This window comes from Ignavibacteria bacterium, from assembly GCA_017302895.1.
Taxonomy (GTDB): Bacteria; Bacteroidota; Ignavibacteria; order Ignavibacteriales; family Ignavibacteriaceae; genus UTCHB3.
The window spans coordinates 556247-581815 of record JAFLBV010000001.1; the positions used below are offsets into that span (position 1 = coordinate 556247).

Here is a 25569-nt window from a genome sequence, read left to right on the forward strand (position 1 = left end):
ACTAATAACTTATACTTCATAACTAAATTACTTCCGAAGCGAGGTTACATGTTCGTAGACAAGCGGGTAGACAACAAATCTTTTTCTCGAACTATCAAGATTTCAAGAAACCTTCTTGACAATTATCTCCATCTTATTTATATTGCGTATGTATTTTCAATGATTCGAGATCGCAAATGGAACGAACAAACAAAAACCAAACAAAGCGGATAAAAATCGGTACAATCCTCGATGCCGATGTAGTGCTGCAACTCAAGGAAACGGCTTTGCGCGAAGGAAAAACGATCAGCGATGTGGTTCAGGAGGCTGTAATCAGTTACAATCGTGTAGAAACAACCAAAACTGAACAGCGGAAAGAGGCTGCAAAGAGACTCTGCTCAAGTCCGTTTAATGTTTCAACTGATCAGCTCAAATCCGATCTTGAAGAGGACTACTACGACCAATGAATTTAATGAATATTGACCCTTCAAAGCCCTTGATGCTGGATGCAAATATCTTTCTTTACGCGATTCAAAGAAAATCGGCTCAATGTGTGGACCTGATTGACCGAATTGCCGGCGGGGAAATTAACTGCTTTGTGACATCACATATATTAGCGGAAGTTATGCATGTTTTGATGATTGAGGAGGCACGAAGCAACGGAGCGATTACAGGTGGAAATCCCGCCCGGAAACTTAGTAAGAGGCCGGAAATTATTCGCTCACTCTATATTTATGAAAATGTTTTTGATGACATCATAAACCTGGGAATCAACATCGAAACAGTCGGGAAAACAGATCTGATGGAAGCCCTTGTTATTCAGAGGAGATACGGGCTGTTAACGAATGACTCCCTCATTGTAGCCGTTGCGAAACGACTGGGAATTACCTCGCTTGCCTCTGCTGACAAAGTATTCAGTAAAGTCAGGAACCTGACTCTTTTCGCTCCTGACGATATTCAGTGATTTTGAAGTTGCTACGAACATCTAACCCTGCTCCGAGAGTAATTTAGTTATGAAGTATAAGTTATTAGTTATCATTTTTTATTGTGAATTCCGGCGTTTGTCGGTAGGACAATCGAGACGATTGTCGCTCCTTTTCCGTTTTTTTGGGTTGGTTGCTTCTACGAACATGCCACACGCCCAGACGCGTTTTTGGTATTATTTTTTTTGGTGAAATGAATGTTTGGTAGTAGGACAATCGAGACGATTGTCGCTCCTTTTCCGTTTTTTTAATGTTTCTACCCATATGTCGCCCGGAGGGGTTAAAATTCTCCTCGGTGAAAATCTGTGTCCTATCCTTTTATCGCGTCCCTTTAAAAACCCTCGGGAAAATTCTGTCGGTGGTTTTTTGGTAGCGGGTGTATTCTTCTCCGAATTGTGTGACGAGTTTTTTCTCTTCGAAGATTGAGCCGATGTAGAAATACGCGATGAAAAGGATTGTCATTATGAGATAGTCGAGGTGTATTTGGGGACGGAAAAGGAGAAATATTATCGAGAAGAGGTAGATGGGGTGTCTGCTGAATTTATAGGGACCCTCTATCCGCAGGGTATATTTTTCGTCGAGGTCTTCGAGGGGCTGATATTCGTTTCTTCTGCTGCGGATGATTTGTGAAAAGCCCATGAACTCACTCCCTGAGATTGATTTGAATGTCCAGGCTAGTCCGATTACACTTCCAAACTGAATGAATGCAAAAATCAGATCGAGAGGAGTTGGAAGATCGTAGAGTGTATATCCATTTTTTGGTGAAAATGAATAGAAGAAGTAAAGTGTTACGAGAGAGAGAACATTATATGAAAGCCGGTACCACGGCATGAAGCCCGGAAATGAAATTGCAATTGCCGATTTCACCGATCTTGATGCAGTTATCGAATGTATCGAAGCAAACAATAAAAACCACAAGACTGTAACCGCCGTATCGACGAGAAGTGTCATAGTTTTTTTCTGAAGCGGGCAACCGGAATTTTTAGTGATTCGCGGTACTTGGTTACCGTTCTCCTGGCTACCTGCAGTCCGTCCTGTTTCAGGAGGTCGGCGAGCCGGTCATCACTAAGTGGTGCGGTTTTGTCTTCAGCTTCAACGAAGTGTCGTATTCTTTCCCTGATCTCTTTGTTGGAAATTTCCTCTCCTTCGTCGTTCATTATTCCTTCGGAGAAGAAGAATTTCAGTTCGTGAATCCCCTGTCTGCTTTGGACAAATTTTCCATTGACAACGCGGCTGATGGTTGAGATGTCCATATTAATATCTGCCGCCACATCCTTGTAACGGAGTGGCTTCATTGCGGCTCTTCTGAAAAAATCCTGCTGGCGTTCTGCAATTGACTGCATCACTTTGAGCATGGTGTCTCTTCTTTGTTCTATGCAGGCGAGAAACCAGCGTGCCGACTCAAACTTTTCCTTCAGGAATTTGTAAGTCTGTTTTTCCCGCTCGTTGGTGTTCCGTTTCGCCTTGTTCTCTGAAAACATTTCGAGGTAGGTTTTGCTCAGAGTGATGGTGGGAAGCGACTTGTCGTTCAGAGTAATTCTGAATCCTCCATCCACTTCCTCGAGGATGAAATCGGGCGTTATCTGATTCAGCTCATAATTTTCGATCTTACCGAAACCCGGTTTGGGGTTCAGTCTTGTGATGAGCTGAATTACGGAATTAAATGTATCCTCGCTCAGCTTCATTGCATCGCGGATCTTGTTGTAATGCTTTTTCAGAAACCAGTCGTAGTGCTCCTTGAGGAGTATTTCAGCGAGATACGAGTAATAGGGATCGTAAGAAAGAGTATGAAGTTGTGCAAGAAGACATTCGCGGAGGTCTCTCGAAGCGATTCCTGCGGGGTCAAAAGACTGAATTGTTTTCAGGAGTGATTCAGCATCTTCGGGGGAGACTTTTACATGCTGAAATGTCTCCAGATCGTTCAGTATTTCGTCGAGCGCTCTGCCGAGATAGCCGTCGTTGTCGAGGTTACCGATAATTTCCTCTCCAAGAATGGTGAGATCTTCGGAAATGTCGAGCATGTAGAGCTGCTGAAGAATATGTTCCGAGAACGATTCTCTCGCTTTAGCCACGGGACGGAATGTTTCTTCCCTGTTATCCTGATATGAAGGATCATCGAAATAATCCTCGTCGTTCATGTAATCTTCAACAGTAAACTCGTTATCTTCCTCGAAACTCTCATCCTCTTCGAAGTTGTCATCGTCATTTTCGACTTGTTTAAGGTCGAGTTCCTCTTCGAGCAGGGGGTTAAGTTCGAGCTCTTCCTTTATTCTTTGTTCGAGGGCAAGGTTGTTCAATTGCAGCAGTTTCTGATACTGAATTTGCTGCGGAGTGAGCCTTTGGGTTTGAGTCAGTTTTTGTTGAATCGATAACATATTAGTCTTTAAGTCTTTCTAATGCATTATACCACTTCTGTCCATATTTTCTGGTGAGCGGTTCTTCAAGAAACGATACCATCCGGACTTTTTCATTGTTCCCTTTTTCGACAGCGGGTTGACAGTCTCCAAACCTTTCATATCGAAGGATATCGCCACCAAAAGATGATATTCTGATCGGAAAGAGGTGGCAGGAGATTGGTTTTTTGAATTCCGTTTTTCCTTCATAAAACACTTTTTCAAGGGAGCACTTTGCGATGTCGCCATCGTAATAAACAAAAACACACGCTTTTCGGTTGTAGCTTTTTGTGTAATACTCATCGTCGATGTCGTCGAAGAAGCCGTCGGCTTCAATCACCTTTCTGTGTTCCTCGGGGATGATATCGATAATGAGGGGGAGATTCTGTCTTAACAGTTCGAGTTCAGAATGAAGAAGTGGTGCCCCATAGTCTCCTTCAAATGTGCAGCAACCGCCCTTGCACTTGGCGAGGTCACACGCAAAATGTGCCGTGGCAATCTCTGTATTTATTAAAACATTGTCGATCTGATAAAACATTCAATAAAACTTTCTGAAAATTTTACCAAAAATATAACAAATTTCGTACCAAACAAAAAAGTTTATTAATTTCGGTGGAAAAGAATCTTTCTCTTTCGAGTAATTTACCCTTCGATTATTAATTTTTTTGAAAATACCGATGAATTTTGAAAATTTTTACAAAAACAAAACGATAATACTTACCGGAGCATCCACAGGGATAGGGAAGGAAATTGCGACAAAACTGCTCGGGATCGACTGCCGCCTTGTGCTTGTTGCGAGAAGGAAAGAGCTCGTTGAGGAATACACAGCAGGATTTTTGGGCAGGGAGAGTCTGATCATTTCCTCCTGCGATGTATCAGACAAGGAGCAGGTTAATACTCTGTTGAAGGAAGTGGAGGCAAGGTTTGGTCTGCCCGACATTGTCTTGCTCAATGCCGGAGTAAGTCTCGGGGAGAAATATACGATTCTGAATGAGGAAGCCACCCGGGCAACAGTGGAGATCAATTTTTTCGGTGTAGTCAATTTTGTTCATCCCCTCCTCGCACCATTTCTGGAGAGGGGAAACGGTTCGTTCGTGATAGTCTCCTCCCTTGCCGACGGAAGAGGATACCCACAAAGTGCGGCATACTCCGCTTCAAAAGCTGCGGCTACAATTTTTGCCGAGAGCCTTGCCATAAAAACCGAACCTCTCGGGTTGAAGGTGATTACTGTGAAACCGGGATTTGTAAAAACACCGATGACCGACAAGAACAGATTTCCCATGCCGTTTATGATATCTGCGGAAGAAGCTGCCCTGATAATTCTAAAGGGGGTAGCCAAAGGTAAAAGAATGATAAAATTCCCCCGGGCAACCGCATTTCTGACCTCCCTTTCCAACATTGCGCCCTATAAAATATTCGCAAAAGCGGTCAGAATGAAGGAACGGGAATAAATTTTGAGCATCGTTAACATTTTGAAAATAGTTATATTTAAAGCTTAAACAAATTTTTAAAGGCACATGTCACTATTTCGTGAACAAAAGAACCTGATGGAACAAATCCGCAAGCTGAAGGCAAAACTGTTGCCCAAAGAACTTGAGGAATTAAAAATGTTCGAGAAGAGACACAAAGACGAAGAGGAGTTCGATACCCTCTCGATGAAACGGCTCAGGGAACTTGTTTCGAAATATGAAGTCAAAAGGGACAGAAGTGCGTTTAACAACCTGTTCAAACCACGACAGGAAGACAACAAAGAAGTGAACGATTAATAGAGGAATGAATGGATTTTAAGTTAATTAACCGCATAACGGCGGCGATAGTTTTTTTAATTTCGTTTTTAGTGCTGCTTTCAACGGTACAACCTTCAGTATCCTTTTGGGACTGCGGTGAGTTCATAGCGGCTTCTTATTCTCTGCAGGTGCCCCACCCGCCGGGAGCCCCCTTATTCCTTCTGATAGGAAGAGTTTTCTCCATGATCCCTTTTGCCGAGAATGTCGGGTTCAGGGTAAACATGGTTTCCGTACTCTCGAGTGCGCTTTCAATTCTTTTTCTCTACCTTATAATTGTAAAAGTGGTTGAAAATTACAGAGCAAAAATTGCAAAAAACCTTTTTGAAACACTTTCAACGGTAATAGCTGCTGCCATTGGTGCACTTTCTTTCTCGTTCAGCGATACTTTCTGGTTCAACGGGGTTGAAGCAGAAGTTTACGCCGCAAGTACAGTTACCTACGCAGCAATCATGTATCTCATCATGCTGTGGAATGAAAGATCGGAAGAGCCGGGGAACGAGAAATATCTCCTTCTTATCTGTTATATAATCGGTCTTTCCACCGGTATTCACCTCATGAGCGTGCTGGCGATGATACCTGTCGTAATGATTGTACTCTTCAAGAAATACATGAAGGATGAAGAGGAATATAACATCTCGGTAAAATATTTCCTTATTCATGCTGCCGTGATACTCGTTGTTGCAGCCGGATTATGGTTGAATCAAACCTCTACCACTCCTCCGACTCCCGAACAGTATAAATCATTCGACGGCACATTCAAGATTTTGGTTTTCCTCATTTCAGTCGGTATAATGGCGGGCTTCTACAAGAAACTGCTGAATAGAAACTCGATATACTTTTCATTCATCGTCGGTGGTATTGCACTTGGCCTGACTTATCCCGGTGTGGTAAAGATACTTCCTTCGATCATGTCGTCGATAGGCGGACAGTCTCTCGCCGGTGAACTCCTTTTTGTAGCGGCTTTCCTCGGAATTTTTGGAGGCATCGTTTATTATGCGCACAAGAACAACAAGGCAACACTTCACCTTGTAGGACTTGCAGCCATCTTTGTGTTCCTCGGGTTTACCACCTACACACAGGTAATCATCAGGTCGAACGCAGCACCCCCGATGAACGAGAATGAGCCTGATACCTTCCCTGAACTGGTGAAGTATCTTAACCGTGAACAATACGGTGATTTCCCGACATTCAAGAGAAGATTTTCGAACGAACCGCATCAGACGGGCGTTTTTACAAACTATTCATCCGATCTTCACTTCCTCTACTCCTATCAGATGAATCACATGATGACCCGCTACCTCCTCTGGAACTATGCAGGAAGAGAATCATGGGATCAGGATGCAGGAAGCAATATCGCTCCGTTTAACGGGGTGGGTGAAATAATCGGTAAGCCCTTCAGTGTGGAATTTAAGGGCGATATAAAAGACTCGCTCTTCGGCATTCCATTTATTCTCGGACTTGTCGGGGTTTTCCTCCACTTCCGGCGTGACAAGAAAATGGCGATGGTCTATCTGGTTCTGTTTATTTTCATGGGCTATCTCACAGCCTATTACCAGAATCAGCAGCAACCTCAACCAAGGGAAAGAGACTACTTCTATGTGGGTGCCTTCCTCGTCTTTTCGCTCTGGATCGGAATCGGGGTGAAGGAGCTTGCAACACTGGTTTACAACAAATTAAAAGAGAACAGTCTTGGCATGGTTCTGGGTTACACCGTTCTTGTGCTTGGAATTTTCTTTGTTCCCGTGAGAATGTATTCGGCAAATCTTTACACCCACGACAGATCGAACAACTGGATTCCATGGGATTATGCCTATAATCTCCTTCAAAGTTGTGCACCAAACTCGATACTCTTTACAAATGGTGACAACGACACATTCCCTCTTTGGTATCTGCAGGATGTGGAGGGAGTTAGACGCGATATAAGAATTGTGAACCTCTCTCTCGCCAATACTGAATGGTACATCAAGCAACTAAAGAATCAGGAACCTTACGGCACCCCGAAAGTTGCCATGAAATTCTCTGATGAAGAGGTTGAAAGACTGAGACCAACGCTCTATGAGGCTCCGCAGTATACACTCGAGGTTCCAAAGGATGTGTTTGCCAAATTGAGTACCGGACTGGTTGACTCCACTTCATATCAGCCAAAACTTGTCTGGAATCCCGACCTCCCCAAAACCGGTGAAGGACAGCAGACACAGACTTATGCCCGTGTTCAGGATTTTGTCGTAATGCAGATTATCCAAAACAACAACTGGGACAGACCCGTTTACTACTCGACAACCTGCAGCGACGATACCAAAATCGGACTCCAGAAATTCCTCTATCTTGAAGGAATGGCTTTCAGACTTATGCCTTTCGAAATCCCGAGAGGAAAAGACGGCGTGAACGAAAAAGTCCTCTGGAAACAGATAATGGAAGAGCCAAAAGACTACAGTCCGAACTACAGACCAGGCTTCAAGTTCAGAGGCATTGCCGACTCTTCAGTTTTCCTCGATGAAAACCACAAGAGAATGACCCTGAACTACAGAAATGCTTTCCTCCGCCTTTCCAATTACTATATGATTGAAAAGAAGGATAATGCGACTGCTCTTAAAGTGCTGAACATGATGGAAGCAAAGATGCCCCTTTCAAGAACCGGTCTCGACTACCGTTACCGTGCTGATCTTGCCAATCTTTACAGAAGGCTCGGCGACATGACCACCTACACAAAAATGATGGAGGCTCTTGAACCCGAAGCACTCGCTGTGCTAAACAGCAATCCCCAGATTCTTACGATGGATGTTTCCACAGTTACAATTCTTTTGGACTACTATGAGACAACCAAACAGGCAGATAAAGCCCTGAAACTCGTTGATCTGCTCGACAGGTATTATCCTAATAATCCTGATGTAAAAGCACAGAGAGACAAATTTAACGCCATCCTCACAGGAAAAGCTCCTGCGCAGGACACTGTAAAAAAAGACTCCACAGTTAAAAAATAAGTTTCCTGAGGGAAGAATGGAAGGTTTCACTCCTTTCATTCTTCCCCCGGATTAAACAACACCCCATGCAAATATTAATTCTCGCTCTCTCCGGCATCGGAGACGCTCTCATGTTTACCCCTGCTGCGAAACTGCTTCGCGAAAAATTCCCCAACGCAAAAATTGACGCTCTTGTAATGTTCACCGGTGTTAAGAACATCTACGACAGAACAGGACTATTTGACGAAGTGATACACTTCGAATTTATGGCAGAGGGAGCTTTAAAATCCCTTAAGTTTGTTCTCGGTAAAAGGGGGAAATACACCCACTCGATTAGCGTTTATCCTTCAAACAGAAAAGAATACAACGGCATCCAGTGGCTTTTCGGAGCAAAAAAGAGGGGGCAGGTGGAGTACTTGCGGGCAGACACTTCAAACCTCGGGTGGCTTAATAATGTCCGCATAAAAGAGGATGACTCCCTCCACAATGTGGAGGAGAATGTAAGGCTTGTAAAAGAGATGTTTTCACTCTCCGAAGCACCCTTGTATCCCCTCGTTTTTTCATTAAACGATGAAGATAAAGCATTTGCCGACGGATTTTGCAACACTTCCCTTAAGCAGGGAGTAACAAAGATCGGTTTTCATCCGGGATGTGCCACACTTAAAAACCACATCAACAGAAGATGGGAGCCCGAAAAATTTGCGGCTCTCGGTAAAATGTTAAAAGAGAAAAACGGTTTTGAACTTATCCTTTTTGGTGGACCCGAGGAGAAGGAATTGAGGGAGAATATTAAAAAACTTGCGGGCGAGGGTGTTTTTCACGAGCCGCAGTCCAAAAACCTGAGTCAGTCGGCAGCACTCATCAAAAAATGTGATCTCTTTATCACCAACGACTCAAGTCTGATGCATGTTTCATCTGCAATGGGGGTTAAGGTTATGGCTCTCATCGGTCCCACAAATGTAAATTACATTCATCCCTGGAAGACCGAGCACAAAATCGTGAGTCTCAATCTTGAGTGCGCACCATGTTTTTTCTATTCGCCGAAGTCTTTGGAATGTAAAAGAGAAGACATAAAATTCAAGTGTATCAGGGAATTGAGTGTGGATATGGTCTACAGGGAAGCGATGGAATTTATCCGTTTCCCGGCTGTGTAGTACCCAAAACCTCTTCAACGAGGGAAATAAACTCTTTTTTTGTGAAAGGTTTTGAGATGTAGTGAGTACATCCTATTTTCATGAAGGTTTCCCTGTCCCCTGCCATGGCATAAGCTGTAACTGCTATTATCGGTGTATCTGAATAACCGTCAATCTGTCTGATCCGTTTCGTAGCCTCTATTCCATTCATCCCCAATCCAAGATTAATATCCATCAGAATAAGGTTGAATTTATCATTCCTGCACAATTCAACAGAGGTCGGTCCGTCTGCTGCTGTGGTAACGGTACCAATCTTTTTCAGGAAATGTGCCATCACATCTCTGTTTTCCTTGTTGTCTTCAACTAATAGAATATTTGGCATACCGCAAAACTTGAAAATGAATCAAATAAAAAATGATTTAGTCAGACATAAATTAATAAAAAAAATCGTATTAAAGAAAAGAATGTTTGGAGGAGAGATTCGGAACCCCGGAACTTCGGAACCTCCGAGGTACAGAATCTCTGCGGTTCCGAGGTTCTGAAACTCTGAAGTTCTATTTCAAAAGTATCATCTTCCGGCTGATATTGAGGCCGTTTCCGGAGAGGCGGTAGAAATAGACGCCCGAGGCATAATTTGCTCCATCGAAGAAGACAAAATGACTCCCCGGCTGAAGCATCCCCTCCAGAGGCACTTCTATTTCTTTCCCGAGAAGATCGTAGATTGCAAGTCTGTATTGTCCCGCAACGGGCACATCAAAAGTGATTGCCGTGGAAGGATTAAACGGATTCGGGTAATTCTGATGGAGAACGGGATTTTTTGGGACCATCTCCTCTTCTTTAATAGTTGTCGGGGTTCCTGTTCCTCCGCCATTTACGGTTTTCATTAGAAGTCCGTAAGTGCCAACGAGCCAGCCGTTGTCCTTGTCGAAAAAGAATGATTTTTTAAATGTGTTGGTTACACCGGTGTGGACTTTTGTCCAGTTGTAGCCGCCATCGCCTGTTTTAAACAGACTGCCGTAGGAACCAACCGTATAACCATTCAGGGTATCGTAAAAATATACTGAATTCAGCCATGTCACCGGGAGAGTGTCGATAATACTCCAGGAAGTCCCCGAATTGGATGATCTGAGGACAATCCCATATTTCCCGACGATCCAGCCTTTCCCACCGGGTGGAAAATAGATGTCACGGAGATCGAATCGTGAGTCGATTGACTGATCAATTACACCACCCCCGCCGGGAGCGGAAGTGAGTCTGATAATCGCTCCCTGATCACCTACAAGAGATGCAGATCGCGCAGAGAGGGTTATAATACCTCTGTAAGTTTTGAGTGGTGCGCCGCCTCTTCCCCAGACAGCTCCAGTGGGGGCGTTTTGGGAAACGAGATAGGCTCCATTTTGTCCCGCAGCCTTGTTGGAAAGTTTGGTGCCTTCGATGGCGTAAATGTCATCGGAGGTGATGTGAGCGAGGTCGTGTTTTTGCCACGACTGACCCGCATCAAGGGTTTGGAGGATGGTACCATCGTCACCGACGATCCAGCCACGGATTGTATCGAGGAAAAAGAGGTCGTTCAGATTCGTTTTATACTGCGTAAACTGCCTTACCCATGTGTCTCCGCCGTCCTCGGTTCTTAGAATCAGTCCGCTGTCGCCTACTGCTGTACCGATCATAGGATCGAGAAATTCAATTGAATTTATTGTGTTTTCGGAGCCTTCCGACTGAAATTCCCAGTTTGTACCCGCATCGGTTGTGTGCATTATCAATCCATTGTTCCCGAATATCCAGCCTGCATTTCCTGCAAAAGCAGAAAAATTGAAACTGAATTTTGAACTGTCGCTTGTTTTTCTCCAGGTAGTGCCGTTGTCTGTACTCTGGAAGATCAATCCCGGCGAACTTGCGGCAATCAGCCTGTTTTGAGGAAGGAAGGAGAATGACTTCACCCAACCGAAGAGACCGGAATTTGATTCCTGCCAAGTAACTCCGCCGTCTGTTGTTTTAAGAGTCAAGCCGCTTCTGCCAAGTGCGAGCCCGTTCAAGTCGGATGAAAACGAAATGCTTGAGATAGTCTGACTGGTGTTTTCTCTTGTTTTGGTCCAGTTGTTGCCACCATCGAGGGTCCGGAAAATTGTGCCCGACTCGCCGGCAATGAATCCCTTTCCGTTTTCGAAAAAGAAAATTCCCGCAGCGGATACCGTATCAAATGATTTTTTTGTCCATGTTGAACCGTTATCCTGAGAGAAGAAGAGCAATCCTTTGTTGCCGGCTGCCCATACTTTCCCCGAGGGGAGGAACTGCACCGCTTTGACATCTCGGACGGAATCAACGGTAATCTTTGTGAAGCTGTTTCCGCCATCGGTGGTCTTTAATATCAAACCCTGTCCGCAGCCGAGTATTCCATTCAATCTGTCTTTAAAGGAGAGGGAGAGGATATCGTTGTCGGTTCCTGTGTTGATCAGTTTCCATGATGCTCCGCCATCCGTTGTGGTAAGAAATGCACCTGTGTTTCCCGCTGCGATGCAGTTTTGTGCATCGAAAGCCTGACCGGCATTGAGGTTTTTCCCGACGGGGAGGGGGTTCTGCCATATCCAGTTTGTCTGACCAAAGAGAAATGGAGCTGATAAGAAGCAAAATAAAAGAAGTCTGTTCATCAGTTTCTCCACTTAAAACTTTATTCTGAAACCGGATTGCAGAGCGATGTATGCACGGGAGACATACTTTGTTCTGATTCTGTTGTAGCGGGCATTTACATCGAGATCGAGGCCCGGGGCGATGTAGATTCGGAATCCTGCTTCGGGTGCAATTCCGGGTGTAATTTCGCGGGTGATTTCCACGGGTTTTCCGAGGAGGCCGTAGTCAACCTCAAGAAAATACTCGGTAAAATAGGCACCGCCTTCCACTCCAATGTAGGGTGTAATTTCATTTCCCTCACCAAAAAGGTAACGGACACCTGCAGTGAGAGGAACCGACTTGAAGTTGAAACTGTAGCCGGGAAGGTCTTCTTTCAATCCACAGTAGTAGTATCCTGTAGTGAGAGTAAACTCGAAACCGGGGAGAAAAGCAGGGAGATTGAAGCTTATGTTCCCGCCAAATCCGGCATCAACATGGTTTTCAAGTTGCCCGGAGGGAATTGCAGCGGAGCCCTGAAGTCTGATTCCGGGTTGTGCCATGCAATTTATCGAGAAATAAATGAAAAGAAAGAAGAATACTTTGTTCAAATTTTTCAAAACTGTTTATTTTTACTGAGTATATTTATTATTATTTGAGAGTCCGTTGCCACAAAAGCAAAGAAAATTTAAATACTGTATCAAATTTAAGATAATCTCCACTAAATGCGAATAATTTTCACGCTTTTTGCTGTACTTCTTATGGCAACCGCAGTTCTTCCACAAGGGAGGAGTTATACCCTTTCCGGAGTTATAGCCGAGGCAGGGAGCGGTGAAGTACTGATCGGTGCCTATGTTGCCCTTTACAAAGATTCCCTGAAGACCGGGAACCCCCTTAGATCAGTTGCCTCAAACAAATTCGGCTTTTATTCTCTCCCCTCTGTACCGGAAGGGAAGTATTACATTTTTTCCGGCTCCCTCGGTTTTGAACCCCACAAGGCAGTGATTGATATTTCAGGAGCAAACCAGAACATCCGCCTCGATATAAACCTCAACAAGTCCTCCATTCTTTTGAGCGAAGTGAAGGTTTTTGCAGAAAAATATGAGGATTTTGCAAACACTTCGGGTACCGTTGAACTCGATCCGGAACTGATTCAGACTCTCCCTTCTTTCGGAGGAGAAACCGACATTTTCAGGGCACTTCAACTTCTTCCGGGTGTCTCCAATTCAAATGAACTTTCGGCAGGCATTTATGTAAGAGGAAGTTCCGCCGACCAGACCCTTACTCTTATTGATGGTGTTCAGGTATATAACCCCTCTCACCTCGGCGGTTTTGCGAGCACATTCAATTCGGATGCAATTCAAAATATTAAACTGATAAAGGGGGCGTTCCCTGCGCAGTATGGAGGCAGGCTCTCAAGCGTTCTCGATGTAACGACGAGGGAGGGTTCTTCCGAAAAGTTTCTCGGTACATTCAATTTCTCAAATATCAGCAGCCGTTTCACCGTCGAAGGTCCTTTGAACGAGAAGGCGACCTACATTCTTTCTGCAAGAGTGATGTACCTCGATAAACTCCTTTCGCTTGTTCCGCAGGCTGACAAGTTTCCGAGATACGGTTTTTATGACGCAAACGGAAAAATTCATTACAAGCTTTCAGAAACCGATAAACTATTCATTACCGGTTTCTTCAGCAGCGACCGCCTTACAGAGCCACCATCGAGTAAGGATATCGGATTCGATATCGGGTGGAAAAACTCGACCCTCAACCTGACCTGGACAAAAATATATACTTCACAGATTTTCACCAGCACTTCGATGGTTTACACCTACTACGATTTCAAAACCGCGATGAAGGATAAAAACCCGACAAAAAAGGACGCTCTCGACTTTTTTACCTCCTCTTTTGTGAACGATTTTCAGTTAAAAACGGACATTCAGGTTTTCCTTAACCAGAACAATATACTTCAGATGGGTGCCGAGGTTACATACCACAATTTTGAAGTACTGACAAGTGACTTCTATACTAACGAACTGAAGTATGCCGTGAATCTTGGAAGAAGCTACAAAGCCCTCGAAGTTGCTCTTTTTGCACAGGATGAAATCACAATATTTGACGAGCTCAAGGCTAATGTCGGGATGCGTTTCTACTATTTTAACGAAGGAAAGCTTTACGGATGGGAGCCCCGGCTTTCCCTTACCTGGTATTTGTATGACAGGCTGATTCTTCGCGGTGCCTTCTCGATGGCAAACCAGCCGATTCACCTCCTCGCAAGGAACGATGTGTATTTGCCGACTGATGTATGGTTCCCCTCGACACCCGTGGTAAAACCAGCCAAGTCGATGCAGGGAGCAGTCGGTTTCGAAGCCACGAGTGCCGATAAAACCTTCCTTTTCACTCTTGAAGCATATTATAAAGATCTCGCGAATCTCTACGAATATAAAGATGACGCCAACTTTGCCTACACTTCCAACTATGAAAAACAGCTCACCGTCGGAAGAGGTGAAGCATGGGGTCTGGAAATGTTCTTCAACAAGAGAATCGGCACCATCACAGGGTGGTTTGGATATACCCTCTCATGGACAAAGAGATATTTCGACGAACTCAACCGAAGCGAACCGTTCTACCCTCAGTTTGACAGACGACACGATATTTCGATTGTACTGAGCTGGCAACCATCGGAGGTACTTAATTTTGCTGCCACCTGGAACTACTCAACCGGGAAGGCTTTCCCCCTCCCTATTATGCAATATTCCTTCCTGAATATGAGCAATCCAAAAGATAATCTGCAGGAAATTTTTTATGAGTACTCAGCCCGCGACGCTTTCAGACTCCCTGCTTTCCACAAACTCGACCTCAGCGCAAACTGGATCCTTATGTGGAATAACACAAAAATCGAACTGTCTCTGAATATCTACAATGTTTACAACAGATTCAATGCGTTCTCCAAATATGTCGGTTATAAAACAGATGAAGCAACCGGAATAAAAACCCCTGTGCTGAAGCAGTTTACCCTCTATCCGTTTTTACCGTCAATTGGGATAAAAATACACTTTTAAATTATGAGTTATGAATTATGAATTATGAATTTTTCAGTTCCCGGGTTTGGTTGTTTGTGCTCATTTTTGCGGGTGTGTTCCTTTCCGGTTGTGAGCAGGTGGTGGGAGAAGAAGAGTTTCCATATGAAATGAAGCTTGTGATAAGAGGATTGCTCGAAGACGGACAGGATATTAAAGATATTTACATTGGCAGAACGCTCCCCGTGGCGGTACCGTTCAGAGGTGATTTTGCAAACCTGACAAATGCCGTCGTCTCCATTAAGGTCGATACACTTCGCTACATCCTGAAGCATACCCGTGACGGTTTGTACTCGGCACCCAATGGTGTGAAAGCAAGAGCGGGAAAAACCTACGAATTGCTGGTTTCCTGGGAAAGCCTTTCAGCAGGTGCAGTTACTAAAATACCTGAGGCGGGAACCATTGGTGGCGTTTTCCTCCTCAATTCCGTGAATGACACGGGTAAATCAATAAAAGTGATGAGTGCCGATATTACCCCAAGGGGTGACGAAGCCTACGCAGTCACCTGGCTGGCTTTTACTCAAACAGGGCAGATTTACACCGAGGACAACAAATACAATGTGGTTGTAAAGAGGCTTCCCAATGTAAATACAACAACAATTCAGGCACAGTCGGCGGAAATAACACCTTCATACCTCGCCCGTCCACAGGATCTTGGTGTCGGTATTTATGTTTATGACGGCTCCTTTTACGACTATTATAAAACCAAAGGTTCGAGCAAACTTTCGGATGCTGTTTTTGGGCAGCCGTCCACTTCAGTAAGATGGAATATCCTGGGTGACGGCATAGGGATGTTTGTGGGCAGATCGAAAACCACTAGACAAATCAGTTCTTTGCAGTAGATTTGTAAAAGAGGATTTTGGATTGTTCCTGAAGATAACTTCAAGGAATTTTATTAATTTTACCGTCCGATCAGTACGGCTGCTGTACTGCAAACATATGAAACTCAAATTGCTGCGATTAATCTTTTTGCCGGTTCTGGTGTCACTTTTTACAGTGTCGCTGATGGCTCAGAAGGATTCGACTGAAAAAAAACCCACCCCCGATGCACCCCTCTACTACAGAGTGCACGAAATACCCAACGCCTTCATTTCTGATAAAATAAAACTGAAACAGGCTAACCTCACGGTTCTTCCCTACAAAATGTATGAGGAATTGAAAGCCCGGCTCACCGATATTCTTGAGAAACAAAAAAGCCTTACCCTGGTAACCGGGAAATCAGACTTTACTGCTGAGTATACCGAAGTGCTCTCTGAATATTTGCGGCTTTGGAACAAACAAAAGAGAAGAATCGACGGCTGGAATGACGAAGTTTCAGAAACCACTGCAGGAATCTCAGAACAAAAATCGATAGTAAGAAATACCATGGCTGTCTGGAACCGTACTTACGCAGTTGCACTCGCCGACTCGGTTCCTCCTGAGATTCTTCAAAAAATCATTGATATTGAAAAAGAGCTTAAAATCAGCTATGACACACTTACTGTCGGACTAAACAGGCTGCTAGCCCTTCAGCATCAGATAGTGGAGCCCGATGTAACCGCAGAGATGATGGTTACAACCATCAGAAAGTACTTTTTACTAAACAAACAGGATCTTTTCTACCAAAACTCCTCCACGCTTTGGGACTATTTCGCAGAGCTCGAACCGGGTGACCTGATCTCCAACTCATTTTCGAATACCATCGGTGTTTATATCGGAGTTTCCGATACAATTTTACAGGAACTCAAAGGATTTGCCCTCAAAACCGGCCTGTACCTGTTGTTTGTGGCGGCATTTATCCTTTTTCTTTCGAGGTTTAGCAAAAAACTGCCCGTGGGAAACTCGGCAGCAGGGAATTTTCAACTGTTACTGCAGACTCCCTTCTCCACGATTCTGTTTATTTTCCTTATCTCGTTCAACTTACTCGTGGGCGATCTTCCCGAACTGGTTTTAAACAGTCTGAGGCTTGTTTCGGTTATTCCTTTGGTAAGAATATTTCTTTTCATCTACGGAAAGACCAGCCACCGGATAATTTTGGTGACGGGGTTACTGCTGGCGTTTCAACAGGTAAAAATGGTATCGGGAAGCGGCTCGGAAACAGAGCGGTTAATTTTAACTTTTATCCTGTTTTTTACAGTCATCTATCTCGTTCTTCATCTTTATGGCAAAGGTTCTTCAGAAAGAATGGAAGTGCTGCCGCCATATGTGAAAAACATCTTTGTGGGAATCCTGGTGCTCTTTGCAACAGCATTTATCGCGAATCTCTTCGGCTTCCTTGCTATCAGCCTCACCATTGTTAATGGTGTGTTGAATGCTGTCTATGGACTCTCCGTTCTCCTGATTGTGAGCCACATTCTTCAGGGACTGGTTTACATGCTGATAATGACAAAAACTGCGAAGATATCACTGATAATGAGAGAATATGAAACCATTGCCACAGAGAAAATTTCAAAATTTATAAGATTTCTGATTAAAATAACTGCTGTCGCAGTGATTTTAAGGAGCTTTGGGATGTCGGTTGTAACCATCGATTTCCTTGGTTCCATTTTGAAAACAACCGTTTCGGTGGGCGACTTTTCCCTTACTCTCGAAACTTTGGTTTATTTCTTCTTCTCTGTCTGGTTTGCTGTCTGGCTGGCAAAAACAGTCAAATTTTTACTTGAAAAGGAATTGCTGGTAAGGATAAAACTTGCCCGGGGTGTCCCGACCACCATCTCTGCGGTTATTTCATATTTGATCGTCGGAATGGGAATTGTTTTTGCAATCATAAGTTCCGGATTGGATCTGAACCGCTTTTCCCTTCTCGCAGGAGCTCTCGGCGTTGGTATCGGTTTTGGCTTGCAGGATATCGTAAGGAATTTCATATCGGGAATAATCCTTATTTTTGAACGGCCTGTTCAGATTGGTGATGCAGTTGAGGTGGAGGACCTTTCCGGAACGATCAGAAAGATAGGCATTCGTTCCAGTGTGATAAAAACCTGGGAAGGAGCTGAAGTGATCGTGCCAAACGGAAACCTGATCTCGAACAAGGTAATCAACTGGACACTCTCCGACAATCAAAGGAGAATCGACCTGAAAATTGGCGTAGCATACGGTTCGAATGTGGAAAAAGTAATCGAACTGCTGAGAGGATGTGCCACTTCACATGAAAAGATTTTGCAGACTCCGCCCCCGGTTGTCTTCCTTAAAGATTTTGCAGACAGCGCACTTCTTTTTGAAATGCGGTGCTGGACTGCGGATTTTGGTGCCTGGGTTCAGACTTCCAGTGACTTACGAGTCGCTATAGACAGAGTTATGAATGAAAATGGCATCGAGATACCCTTTCCACAGAGGGATGTCCACATTAAAAATCCTTCGGAGAGTCTGCCACCTGCTAAACCCGCAAAAAAGACAAAAAATGAATAGATACACTCTCTTTTTCCTTCTTATACTCCTGATTTCATCAGACAAAAATGTAACATACGGCTGGATATTTCCCGAACACCGCGATATTACACGAGCCGGGATTGAGAACCTCTCTGCAGAGCAGAGAAAACTGTTTGAAGACCTGTGGAAAATTGCAAGAACGGGGTCAGAAGGCAGGCTCTCTCCTTTCCTGATTTTTGATGATGGTCTGGCATCAGGCACTCTGGTCGATTTTGCTGCATTTCCCGCCATAAGTGGCGATCATTCTGTTTCAGGGAGGGACATGCTTAAAATTGTTTTGCACTCCACCTGGATAAAGAGCGTCATAGAGATTGCCAATGAACTGAAATCAGAGATCGCTCAAGCCCGGACAAGGGAAGACCTCCTGAATGCTCTGCGGAATTCAGACCTTATGCTTCAGAGAGCCGATCCCGAGTATGCTTCGAGGGCAGGGCACAATGATGTTCATTTTCTTCGTTCTCTGCAAAGCATGACGCAGTCTTTAAGTGAGTATATGGCTTTCTGCATAAAACCGGGTGCCGAACTCAATGCACTTGGTGTCTATATATACTACCATAATCTTGCTCTTTACAAGGCTTCCTTTTTCTCTTCCGCTGACCTTGGTCCTGATGAAAGAACAAGACTCGTCATTTCCGTACTGGCAGATGAGGCATTCGCACTCCATTTCCTTGAAGATTTTACCGCTGCCGGACACGCTGCCGGAGTATGGGGCGCCCCTTCCCAGAAAAAAGGATCGCATGACTACTACAACGAGCACGGTATACAGACAACCACATGGGCAGGTGAACCGATTATTGTGGTTGGTGATGCCTGGATGAGGGATGAAGATGTTGCGAGAACCGCAGCGCTCGTAAAATTGAGTCTCGAGCAGATGCTTAACTCTTTTTCGGGCGGGCTCAAATTCAGTTCGGCTCCCGTAAAAGATATGGACATTTTCTCACCGGGTAATTTCGACATTTCAAAGGTCGATTTCATGCCCGAATTTCGTGTGGATCCCAATGTAACCGCAATCTTGCTGCCTCTTCTCTCAAGTACTACCGTTCCTGCTCTTAGCCGGGGTCTGGGTGAACTGCCACGGTTCAGGGCAGAACTCGGATTTTTTGCAGGGCTGGCAGCTTCTCTAACAGGGACTGCGATTTCCCGCGGTTTTGGCAAGGATCAGGATTTTCCCGGTGCGATTTCGGGTGTGGATGCCACAATAAAGCTCGGAGTGGGGCTCGATGATGTCTTAAGTGAATCGAGTGACGGTCTTGCATTTCTCGGAATCGGGATCAAGAGGGAAAGCGGAGCTTCATCGGGGATCGTTAACCTCCCCGAAACCAAGGCTTACGGAAACCTCCTCTCATCCATACCGGCTCGAACCTCGTACAATATCAAGCTAAGGTGTCCGTTTTTTCTGATTCCGGGTGATCTCATCCTTTCCACGCCAATTCTTTCGTTTATTGCTCCGCAGACACTTGAAAAGATGGCAGCTTTTGCCGCAAATGGAGGATGGATACCATGGCAAGCCGGAATTTCAACTTCGGTGGGGAGATTTCAATTTATCCTCGGGAGGGAAATCAGCGTTCAGCTTTTTGGACTTAATGACCGGGATGTCTTCTATCAACGGGTCACTACCACCTCCAACGAGAGTGGTTTCGCTCTCTTTTCGTACAAATCAACGAGGATAGAACTCCCCATACTCGAGTACAGGCCATTCAGATCATTTGCTGCAGATCAAAGTTCAAAGCTCTTTATCCAGTTTTACGGAGGTGTGGATATCCCCTACGATCTTGAACTGGTCGAAAAGGCAGATATCATTCAACCCGAACTCGAAAATATCTGGTATCTCGGGTTCAGACTGGCATTCGACTGGAGATACTACTTTTAGATAATCGCCCGTTAGAACTCGTATCTGACAAAAATCCCGGAATTTTCGGTGGTCTTTATCTCCCCTTTTCCCTTCTGGGTCAGGTCGAGGGCGAGTCCTGTTTGAAATCCGTTCCACATCAAACCCAACCTAAGACACTGAAAGAGTGAAGGTTCGCCGCCTGCCCAGGCAGGGAATGCACTGTTTGTCTCAATCTGAGTAAACAGTCTTGTATTTCCCGAGATCAACGGTGTGTATCTTGCAAACAGGTACAAATCGAGATCAGGATCTTTCAGAGTCTCGCAAATCAGCCAGCCGAAGAATAAAAAGTCGCTCGTCCCTTTTACATACTGCATCCCAAGTTTCGGGTACATTCCGTCATTCGTAATCAACGAAACTGCAACAGGGCCGAACCCGCCTAGTGAAGGGGGGCTGTAGCTTACCGCCTGCATCGCAACAAAGAACGGCTTATTGTCATCGGGGGTCATTTTGTAGTCGAGTGTGACCTTTCCGCGATTAAACAGAACCCAATCGCTGTTTTTCCCCTCCGAATCTCTGAATGGTTTAAAGAAAAGAACATCCAGGGTTGCCTTTTTATCTCCGAAGAAGAGTTCCGCAGGAATCTGTGAATAAAGTGAAGGCAGAAAAAACAAAAACGCCATTAAAATCGATTTTTTCATACGGCTGTTGATCCGGATTTGTAAAAAAAAGAGGGTGAACAAACTTTTCAAATTTTCGGGCGAATATACACTAATATTTTAAAGTGACAAAAATTTACCCTGACTATTGACTTTCTCTAAAATAATGCTTAAGTTACGGGCGTGAAAACGGTTCCCTCCCGTTTTTGACTAAACCTTACCGAAATAACCTGCCTGAGGCAAACCGTCCTGTGCGAGTTTGTACCTCCTTCTTACAGATATATGCTTTTTTGAAAGCAAACAAGATTTATAAATGGAGTCTCCATGACAAGACAATTGATCAGGATTTCCGTCCTTGTGATCTTTGCTGTCGGCAGTTCCTTTTCTCAGAATTCAGCCGGTGAAGGACTCGGCTCAGTATTGAATTCTGACGGTTCAATTAAAAGCGGGCAGAACGGTTCGTTTAGCGTTTCCGGATATAAAATGAAACTTGATGAAGCCGGAAAACCGTATTTTACAAATAACACCCGGATCGAGTCTCCAACTTCAGCTATAAACTGGAGTAATTTTAGCAACGGGACCGGTATTGAGGGAAGCCAGATATCTATTCAAATAAACGCGATTCTTGTAAATGGAAGCGATATCTATGTTGGTGGTCAGTTTGAATCGATAGGAAGTCTCATCTGCAAAAATGTTGCGAAGTGGGACGGTTCGAGTTGGAGCAGACTGGGTTCAGGCATGAACTCTCTCGTGAGAGCTCTTGCACATGATGGTACATACTTGTACTGCGGAGGAGGATTTTCCGTAGCCGGGGGGATATCAGCAAGCAGAATTGCCAAATGGGACGGCACCTCATGGTCAGCTATGGGTTCCGGACTTAATAATTATGTTAATTGCCTGACAATATTCAATTCCACACTTTATGCAGGTGGAGAATTTACGGGTTCGGGTGCAACCCCGTTAAACCGGATCGCAAGATGGAATGGATCGAGCTGGGAGGGTGTTGATAACGGCGTAAATGCTGTCGTTACTGCCATGACCTTCTCTGCTACAGATCTTTATGTTGCAGGCTCTTTTTCAACTGCGAACTCAATCTCAGCAATCAGGATTGCAAAGTGGAACTCTTCCTCGGGGTGGAGTGCCTTGGGTGCCGGGTTTAATAACACCCCGACCTCACTCGTTTATCTGAACGGCACACTCTATGCAGGTGGTACCTTCAGCATGTCAGGCACCACAACAGTGAATTATGTGGCACAATGGAACGGCAGCGCATGGACTGCTCTAAGTACCGGCGCCTCGGGTTGGGTTTATTCACTTGCTACCGACGGTACCGATCTGTATGTTGGCGGACAGTTCGCGAGCACGGGTGGCGTACCTGCAAACAATATTGCAAAATGGAACGGGGCGAGCTGGTCAGCTCTCGGAACGGGATTGGCAAACCATGTGCATGCTCTCGCATTCACTCCTACACAACTTATCGCCGGAGGTGATTTTACTTACAGCATCGCTACCTGGAATGGTACAATTTTCCAGTTCACAAACCACCACTTCGATGCAAGCAACTCAACTGTGCTGGTTACATCTCTGTGTATTATCGGGGGCGACACTTATGTGGGAGGTGTTTTTACTTCGATCGATGGTGTACCCGCAAGTAATATTGCAAAGTGGGACGGAGCCTCCTGGTCACCTCTGGGCTCGGGGGCAAATTCAAGTGTTCAGGCACTTGCTACTGACGGAGTGAACTTATATGTATGTGGTGGATTTTCGGTAATAGGTGGAATAACGACTCAGGCTGTTGCAAAATGGAACGGCTCTCTTTGGAGCAGTATTGGGGGAGGGATTCAGGGCACCGGGTACGACCTCATTTGGGTGGATGGTTCGCTTTATGTTGGGGGGTCTTTCAATACAGCAGGCGGAGTTGGTAATTCTGCAAAAATGATTGCCAAGTGGGACGGCACTTCCTGGTCTCCTCTTGGAAATGGTTTGAACAGCACCATATATGCTCTCGCGGCATCCGGCAGTGACATTTATGCCGGAGGAGAATTTACTCTGTCGGGCACAACTTCAGTAAACTATATTGCCAAGTGGGATGGAACCTCCTGGTCTCCTCTTGGAAGCGGGATGAATAATTCGGTGAGTGACATTAAAATATCGGGTTCAAATTTGTACGCAGGAGGTACATTTACTACAGCAGGTGGAACGGGTGCGAATCACATTGCAAGATGGAATGGTTCGACATGGATTTCAATGGGCTTGGGGGTGGACAACTTTGTATACAGTATTTGTCTCATCAACAACCATGTTTATGTTGCCGGCAACTTCTATACTGCAGGGGGGCTCTCTTCAGTCTCGGTCGCCAAATGGGATGGATCCGGATGGACCTCTTTAGGCACGGGACTCGACGATGCGGTTTATGCAATTATTCCATCCTGGAATTCACAAGGTTTTGTGGTTTCCGGGGCATTCATCACTTACAACGGTTCCAGTACTGCGAAAAGAATTGCGGTCTTCACCGACTCCGATAACCCGCTTCCCGTTGAGCTTGTCTCGTTTTCGGGGGCATTTCATGATGAAGATATCCACCTCAACTGGCAAACAGCGACAGAGATCGACAACAACGGCTTCGAAGTGGAGAGAAAAACCGCTGTGTCTGACTGGATGAAGATCGTCTTCATCGAGGGACACGGAACCAGCAACTCACCGAAATATTATTCATTCGAGGATCATTCAATTACCCCGGGTGAAAAATATCTCTATCGCCTTAAACAGATAGACGGTGACGGATCATTTACCCACTCCGGCACCATTGAAATTTCTTCCGCCAAAATAACTGATTTTATCCTCGAACAGAATTATCCCAACCCGTTTAATCCTGCAACTGTCATCCGTTTTTCTCTACCTCTTTCGGGGAATGTAAAACTGGAAGTCTTCGACTCAAAAGGTGAACGGGTGGCAGTTTTGATGGACGGATTCCGTGAATCCGGTGTTCATTCCGCAGTATTCGATGCAACAGAGCTTTCTTCCGGAGTATACCTCTACACCCTCAGTTCAGGGGGGCTGAAACTGATACGAAAGATGCTTTTGGTCAGATAACCTGACGCACTATCACAAATCAGGGGGAAGAAGTGAGCTCTGACTCATCTTCAACCCCGTGATTTGTATCCGGTTAAAACTATTTCAGCAGCAAGAGTTTGATGGTCTTTGAAAATCCGGCTGCATCCATCCGAAGGAAATATGCTCCTGATGAAAGATTTTCACCATCAAACACCATTTCATAGTTTCCCGCCGGCATTTCAGCATTAAGAATCTCCTTCACTTTCTTTCCGAGGGAATTGTAAACCGTCATTGTGATATTTCCGGCGACGGGAAGTTCATATCGAAGAACCGTGAGAGGATTAAACGGATTCGGGAAGTTTTGATACAGTTTGAAAGTCTCCGGAGCAGGTGAAAGATCGCTGATATCAGTGAAAGACTGATAAACGGCTGAGTATGTGTAACCGTAGTAACCACCGTCACCCACACTTCCATTATATGACAACTCAAGGAACATATCGCTTTCAACCCAGGCATTGGCTTGCCATTTGAAACCTGCACCGGTCAGTCCGTTCCCATGGACATCAAATGTGTAGTCAGACTTCTCCTGATCATACCATACAATTCCATCCGACCCCTGAAGAAGAAATGAGGCGACACTTCCCCATTGCGTTCTTCCCCAGGTGATTTTTGAACTGTTTTCCCATGCGTTGTTGCTCCAGAGTTGCATAATCTGGACAGTCTGGTAACCGGCAGGATTATAAGTATTGCTGTAGAGAGCATCCTTTAGCCAGGCAGAACCGTCATAACTTTCCTGCAACTCGGTGACGATGCATCCCGTGCCGTCACATGTATATTGGCTTCTGTGATCGGATATCCACATGGAGTTTTCATAATGTTCTACCAAAAGCATCATCGGATGACCATTCGCTGTGTAAGTATAAAGACTCCGGTGAAGGGGAAACCATTGGCTGTTAATCCAGTTCTCCATTAGCATGGTCAGGGGTTGCCCGAAGGAATTGTAGGTGTAGGTGAACCTCATCTGATATTCCCATGCGTTGTTCAACCACATGTAGAAGGTCATTATTAGAGGATTACCGGCGGAGCTCCAAACCGTTGTCATTTTGTTTTGATTGACCCATGCCGAATTTATCCAGGTTTGCGATGTCAATTCAGTAAGGCGGTTTTGGCTGTCGTAGGTGTATGTATCATAATAGTGATTTAGCCATGCGTTGTTTAGCCATTGATGTTGGAGGGAAGTAAGCCTGTTGCCTGCAGAATTGTTTGTAAATGTGTATTGTGTATGATTTACCCAGGCAGAGTTCTGATATGTTTGATATAACTCACCTGTAAGGTGACCCACGCTGTTGTAGATGAAATAATATTTTTCATTTGTCCCGCTCTTCAGATTTACCGTGACTTCCTGGGGTAGATAGATATTTGATGAAGCTGGTTTTTCCGGTACCCGCTCTCCCCTGAAGGAATAGCGATATAACTGATCAGAGATTAACTTCGCAATATCTGTGAATTGGCTGTGCTCTGTGTGGAGTCTGAAGTGGTTCGCCTGTCCATTCATGACAGGGATTGACAAAAGCTGTTGTGAGACAATATTAAAAGCGGAAAACACAACAGCCAAAAAAACAAATCTTAGCTGTTTCATGGTGTGCTCCTTCTGCCCAAAAATTTTCCGGGCAACGGAAATATAACAAATATTTTCTGTTTGTCAAGTGC

General features: G+C 44.8%; 19 protein-coding genes. 11 read left to right on the forward strand and 8 right to left on the reverse strand.

Features of this window, described 5'->3' with window-relative positions; all coding sequences use genetic code 11:
* The first annotated feature begins 176 nt into the window (after positions 1–176).
* Both J0L60_02235 and J0L60_02240 read left to right on the forward strand, forming a co-directional pair.
* Positions 177–446 (forward strand): hypothetical protein, encoded by a 270-nt coding sequence (locus tag J0L60_02235; protein MBN8544926.1) that lies wholly within the window; start codon positions 177–179, stop codon positions 444–446.
* On the forward strand, positions 443–943 hold the full coding sequence (locus J0L60_02240) for a PIN domain-containing protein (GenBank protein MBN8544927.1): 501 nt from the start codon (positions 443–445) through the stop codon (positions 941–943). Before J0L60_02235 ends, J0L60_02240 begins: the two co-directional genes overlap by 4 nt.
* A gap of 337 nt (positions 944–1280) precedes the next feature.
* Here J0L60_02240 and J0L60_02245 read toward each other — a convergent pair whose 3' ends face one another.
* The 3 genes from J0L60_02245 to J0L60_02255 are packed head-to-tail and all read right to left on the reverse strand — an operon-like array spanning position 1281 to position 3893.
* On the reverse strand, positions 1281–1913 hold the full coding sequence (locus J0L60_02245; protein ID MBN8544928.1) for an isoprenylcysteine carboxylmethyltransferase family protein: 633 nt from the start codon (positions 1911–1913) through the stop codon (positions 1281–1283).
* Complete coding sequence (gene rpoN, locus J0L60_02250; GenBank protein MBN8544929.1) at positions 1910–3337, reverse strand: RNA polymerase factor sigma-54; 1428 nt, start codon at positions 3335–3337, stop codon at positions 1910–1912. Before rpoN ends, J0L60_02245 begins: the two co-directional genes overlap by 4 nt.
* A gap of 1 nt (position 3338) precedes the next feature.
* Positions 3339–3893 carry a DUF3109 family protein gene (locus J0L60_02255; protein ID MBN8544930.1) on the reverse strand — a complete coding sequence of 185 codons (555 nt, stop codon included), beginning with the start codon at positions 3891–3893 and terminating at the stop codon, positions 3339–3341.
* A gap of 139 nt (positions 3894–4032) precedes the next feature.
* Here J0L60_02255 and J0L60_02260 point away from each other — a divergent pair, with 139 nt between their 5' ends.
* The 4 genes from J0L60_02260 to J0L60_02275 all read left to right on the forward strand — a co-directional run bounded on the left by J0L60_02260 (position 4033) and on the right by J0L60_02275 (position 9256).
* The gene (locus J0L60_02260) at positions 4033–4806 is read left to right on the forward strand and encodes an SDR family NAD(P)-dependent oxidoreductase (GenBank protein ID MBN8544931.1); all 774 of its coding nucleotides are present in this window, start codon (positions 4033–4035) and stop codon (positions 4804–4806) included.
* Positions 4807–4902: 96 nt separating this feature from the next.
* A complete protein-coding gene (locus J0L60_02265) occupies positions 4903–5121 on the forward strand; it encodes a hypothetical protein (protein MBN8544932.1) in 219 nt (72 codons plus the stop codon).
* 11 nt (positions 5122–5132) lie between these two features.
* Positions 5133–8123 (forward strand): DUF2723 domain-containing protein, encoded by a 2991-nt coding sequence (locus J0L60_02270; GenBank protein MBN8544933.1) that lies wholly within the window; start codon positions 5133–5135, stop codon positions 8121–8123.
* Between the two features lie 65 nt (positions 8124–8188).
* Complete coding sequence (locus J0L60_02275) at positions 8189–9256, forward strand: glycosyltransferase family 9 protein (protein ID MBN8544934.1); 1068 nt, start codon at positions 8189–8191, stop codon at positions 9254–9256.
* Here the strand turns inward: J0L60_02275 and J0L60_02280 are convergent.
* The 3 genes from J0L60_02280 to J0L60_02290 all read right to left on the reverse strand — a co-directional run bounded on the left by J0L60_02280 (position 9234) and on the right by J0L60_02290 (position 12450).
* Positions 9234–9617: a response regulator gene (locus tag J0L60_02280; GenBank protein ID MBN8544935.1), complete on the reverse strand. Its 384-nt coding sequence runs from the start codon at positions 9615–9617 to the stop codon at positions 9234–9236. The genes J0L60_02275 and J0L60_02280 overlap by 23 nt on opposite strands.
* Positions 9618–9789: 172 nt before the next feature.
* A complete protein-coding gene (locus tag J0L60_02285) occupies positions 9790–11883 on the reverse strand; it encodes a T9SS type A sorting domain-containing protein (GenBank protein MBN8544936.1) in 2094 nt (697 codons plus the stop codon).
* 12 nt (positions 11884–11895) lie between these two features.
* A complete protein-coding gene (locus tag J0L60_02290; GenBank protein MBN8544937.1) occupies positions 11896–12450 on the reverse strand; it encodes a hypothetical protein in 555 nt (184 codons plus the stop codon).
* Positions 12451–12564: 114 nt separating this feature from the next.
* Between J0L60_02290 and J0L60_02295 the strand changes: the two genes are divergently transcribed.
* The 4 genes from J0L60_02295 (at position 12565) to J0L60_02310 (ending at position 20188) form a co-directional block, all read left to right on the forward strand.
* Positions 12565–14895: a TonB-dependent receptor plug domain-containing protein gene (locus tag J0L60_02295; protein ID MBN8544938.1), complete on the forward strand. Its 2331-nt coding sequence runs from the start codon at positions 12565–12567 to the stop codon at positions 14893–14895.
* A 17-nt stretch (positions 14896–14912) separates the two neighbouring features.
* Entirely contained in the window at positions 14913–15755 is an 843-nt protein-coding gene (locus J0L60_02300; protein MBN8544939.1) for a DUF4249 family protein, read from the forward strand.
* Between the two features lie 97 nt (positions 15756–15852).
* The gene (locus J0L60_02305) at positions 15853–18297 is read left to right on the forward strand and encodes a mechanosensitive ion channel (protein ID MBN8544940.1); all 2445 of its coding nucleotides are present in this window, start codon (positions 15853–15855) and stop codon (positions 18295–18297) included.
* The gene (locus J0L60_02310) at positions 18290–20188 is read left to right on the forward strand and encodes a hypothetical protein (protein ID MBN8544941.1); all 1899 of its coding nucleotides are present in this window, start codon (positions 18290–18292) and stop codon (positions 20186–20188) included. The genes J0L60_02305 and J0L60_02310 overlap by 8 nt, the downstream gene beginning before the upstream one ends.
* A gap of 11 nt (positions 20189–20199) precedes the next feature.
* Here J0L60_02310 and J0L60_02315 read toward each other — a convergent pair whose 3' ends face one another.
* Complete coding sequence (locus J0L60_02315; protein ID MBN8544942.1) at positions 20200–20847, reverse strand: hypothetical protein; 648 nt, start codon at positions 20845–20847, stop codon at positions 20200–20202.
* Positions 20848–21129: 282 nt separating this feature from the next.
* Here J0L60_02315 and J0L60_02320 point away from each other — a divergent pair, with 282 nt between their 5' ends.
* Complete coding sequence (locus J0L60_02320; GenBank protein MBN8544943.1) at positions 21130–23898, forward strand: T9SS type A sorting domain-containing protein; 2769 nt, start codon at positions 21130–21132, stop codon at positions 23896–23898.
* Positions 23899–23977: 79 nt separating this feature from the next.
* Here J0L60_02320 and J0L60_02325 read toward each other — a convergent pair whose 3' ends face one another.
* On the reverse strand, positions 23978–25498 hold the full coding sequence (locus J0L60_02325; GenBank protein ID MBN8544944.1) for a T9SS type A sorting domain-containing protein: 1521 nt from the start codon (positions 25496–25498) through the stop codon (positions 23978–23980).
* Between the last annotated feature and the right edge of the window lie 71 nt (positions 25499–25569).

Excerpts from the sequence above, each read along its gene's own strand:
- J0L60_02320 (MBN8544943.1), top strand. The coding sequence starts at position 21,130 with ATGACAAGACAATTGATCAGGATTTCCGTCCTTGTGATCTTTGCTGTC.
- J0L60_02315 (MBN8544942.1), bottom strand. The coding sequence starts at position 20,847 with ATGAAAAAATCGATTTTAATGGCGTTTTTGTTTTTTCTGCCTTCACTT.
- J0L60_02300 (MBN8544939.1), top strand. The coding sequence starts at position 14,913 with ATGAATTATGAATTTTTCAGTTCCCGGGTTTGGTTGTTTGTGCTCATT.
- J0L60_02260 (MBN8544931.1), top strand. The coding sequence starts at position 4,033 with ATGAATTTTGAAAATTTTTACAAAAACAAAACGATAATACTTACCGGA.
- J0L60_02305 (MBN8544940.1), top strand. The coding sequence starts at position 15,853 with ATGAAACTCAAATTGCTGCGATTAATCTTTTTGCCGGTTCTGGTGTCA.
- J0L60_02275 (MBN8544934.1), top strand. The coding sequence starts at position 8,189 with ATGCAAATATTAATTCTCGCTCTCTCCGGCATCGGAGACGCTCTCATG.
- J0L60_02280 (MBN8544935.1), bottom strand. The coding sequence starts at position 9,617 with ATGCCAAATATTCTATTAGTTGAAGACAACAAGGAAAACAGAGATGTG.
- J0L60_02255 (MBN8544930.1), bottom strand. The coding sequence starts at position 3,893 with ATGTTTTATCAGATCGACAATGTTTTAATAAATACAGAGATTGCCACG.
- J0L60_02310 (MBN8544941.1), top strand. The coding sequence starts at position 18,290 with ATGAATAGATACACTCTCTTTTTCCTTCTTATACTCCTGATTTCATCA.
- J0L60_02235 (MBN8544926.1), top strand. The coding sequence starts at position 177 with ATGGAACGAACAAACAAAAACCAAACAAAGCGGATAAAAATCGGTACA.
- J0L60_02295 (MBN8544938.1), top strand. The coding sequence starts at position 12,565 with ATGCGAATAATTTTCACGCTTTTTGCTGTACTTCTTATGGCAACCGCA.
- J0L60_02285 (MBN8544936.1), bottom strand. The coding sequence starts at position 11,883 with ATGAACAGACTTCTTTTATTTTGCTTCTTATCAGCTCCATTTCTCTTT.
- J0L60_02325 (MBN8544944.1), bottom strand. The coding sequence starts at position 25,498 with ATGAAACAGCTAAGATTTGTTTTTTTGGCTGTTGTGTTTTCCGCTTTT.
- J0L60_02240 (MBN8544927.1), top strand. The coding sequence starts at position 443 with ATGAATTTAATGAATATTGACCCTTCAAAGCCCTTGATGCTGGATGCA.
- J0L60_02265 (MBN8544932.1), top strand. The coding sequence starts at position 4,903 with ATGGAACAAATCCGCAAGCTGAAGGCAAAACTGTTGCCCAAAGAACTT.
- J0L60_02270 (MBN8544933.1), top strand. The coding sequence starts at position 5,133 with ATGGATTTTAAGTTAATTAACCGCATAACGGCGGCGATAGTTTTTTTA.
- J0L60_02245 (MBN8544928.1), bottom strand. The coding sequence starts at position 1,913 with ATGACACTTCTCGTCGATACGGCGGTTACAGTCTTGTGGTTTTTATTG.
- rpoN (MBN8544929.1), bottom strand. The coding sequence starts at position 3,337 with ATGTTATCGATTCAACAAAAACTGACTCAAACCCAAAGGCTCACTCCG.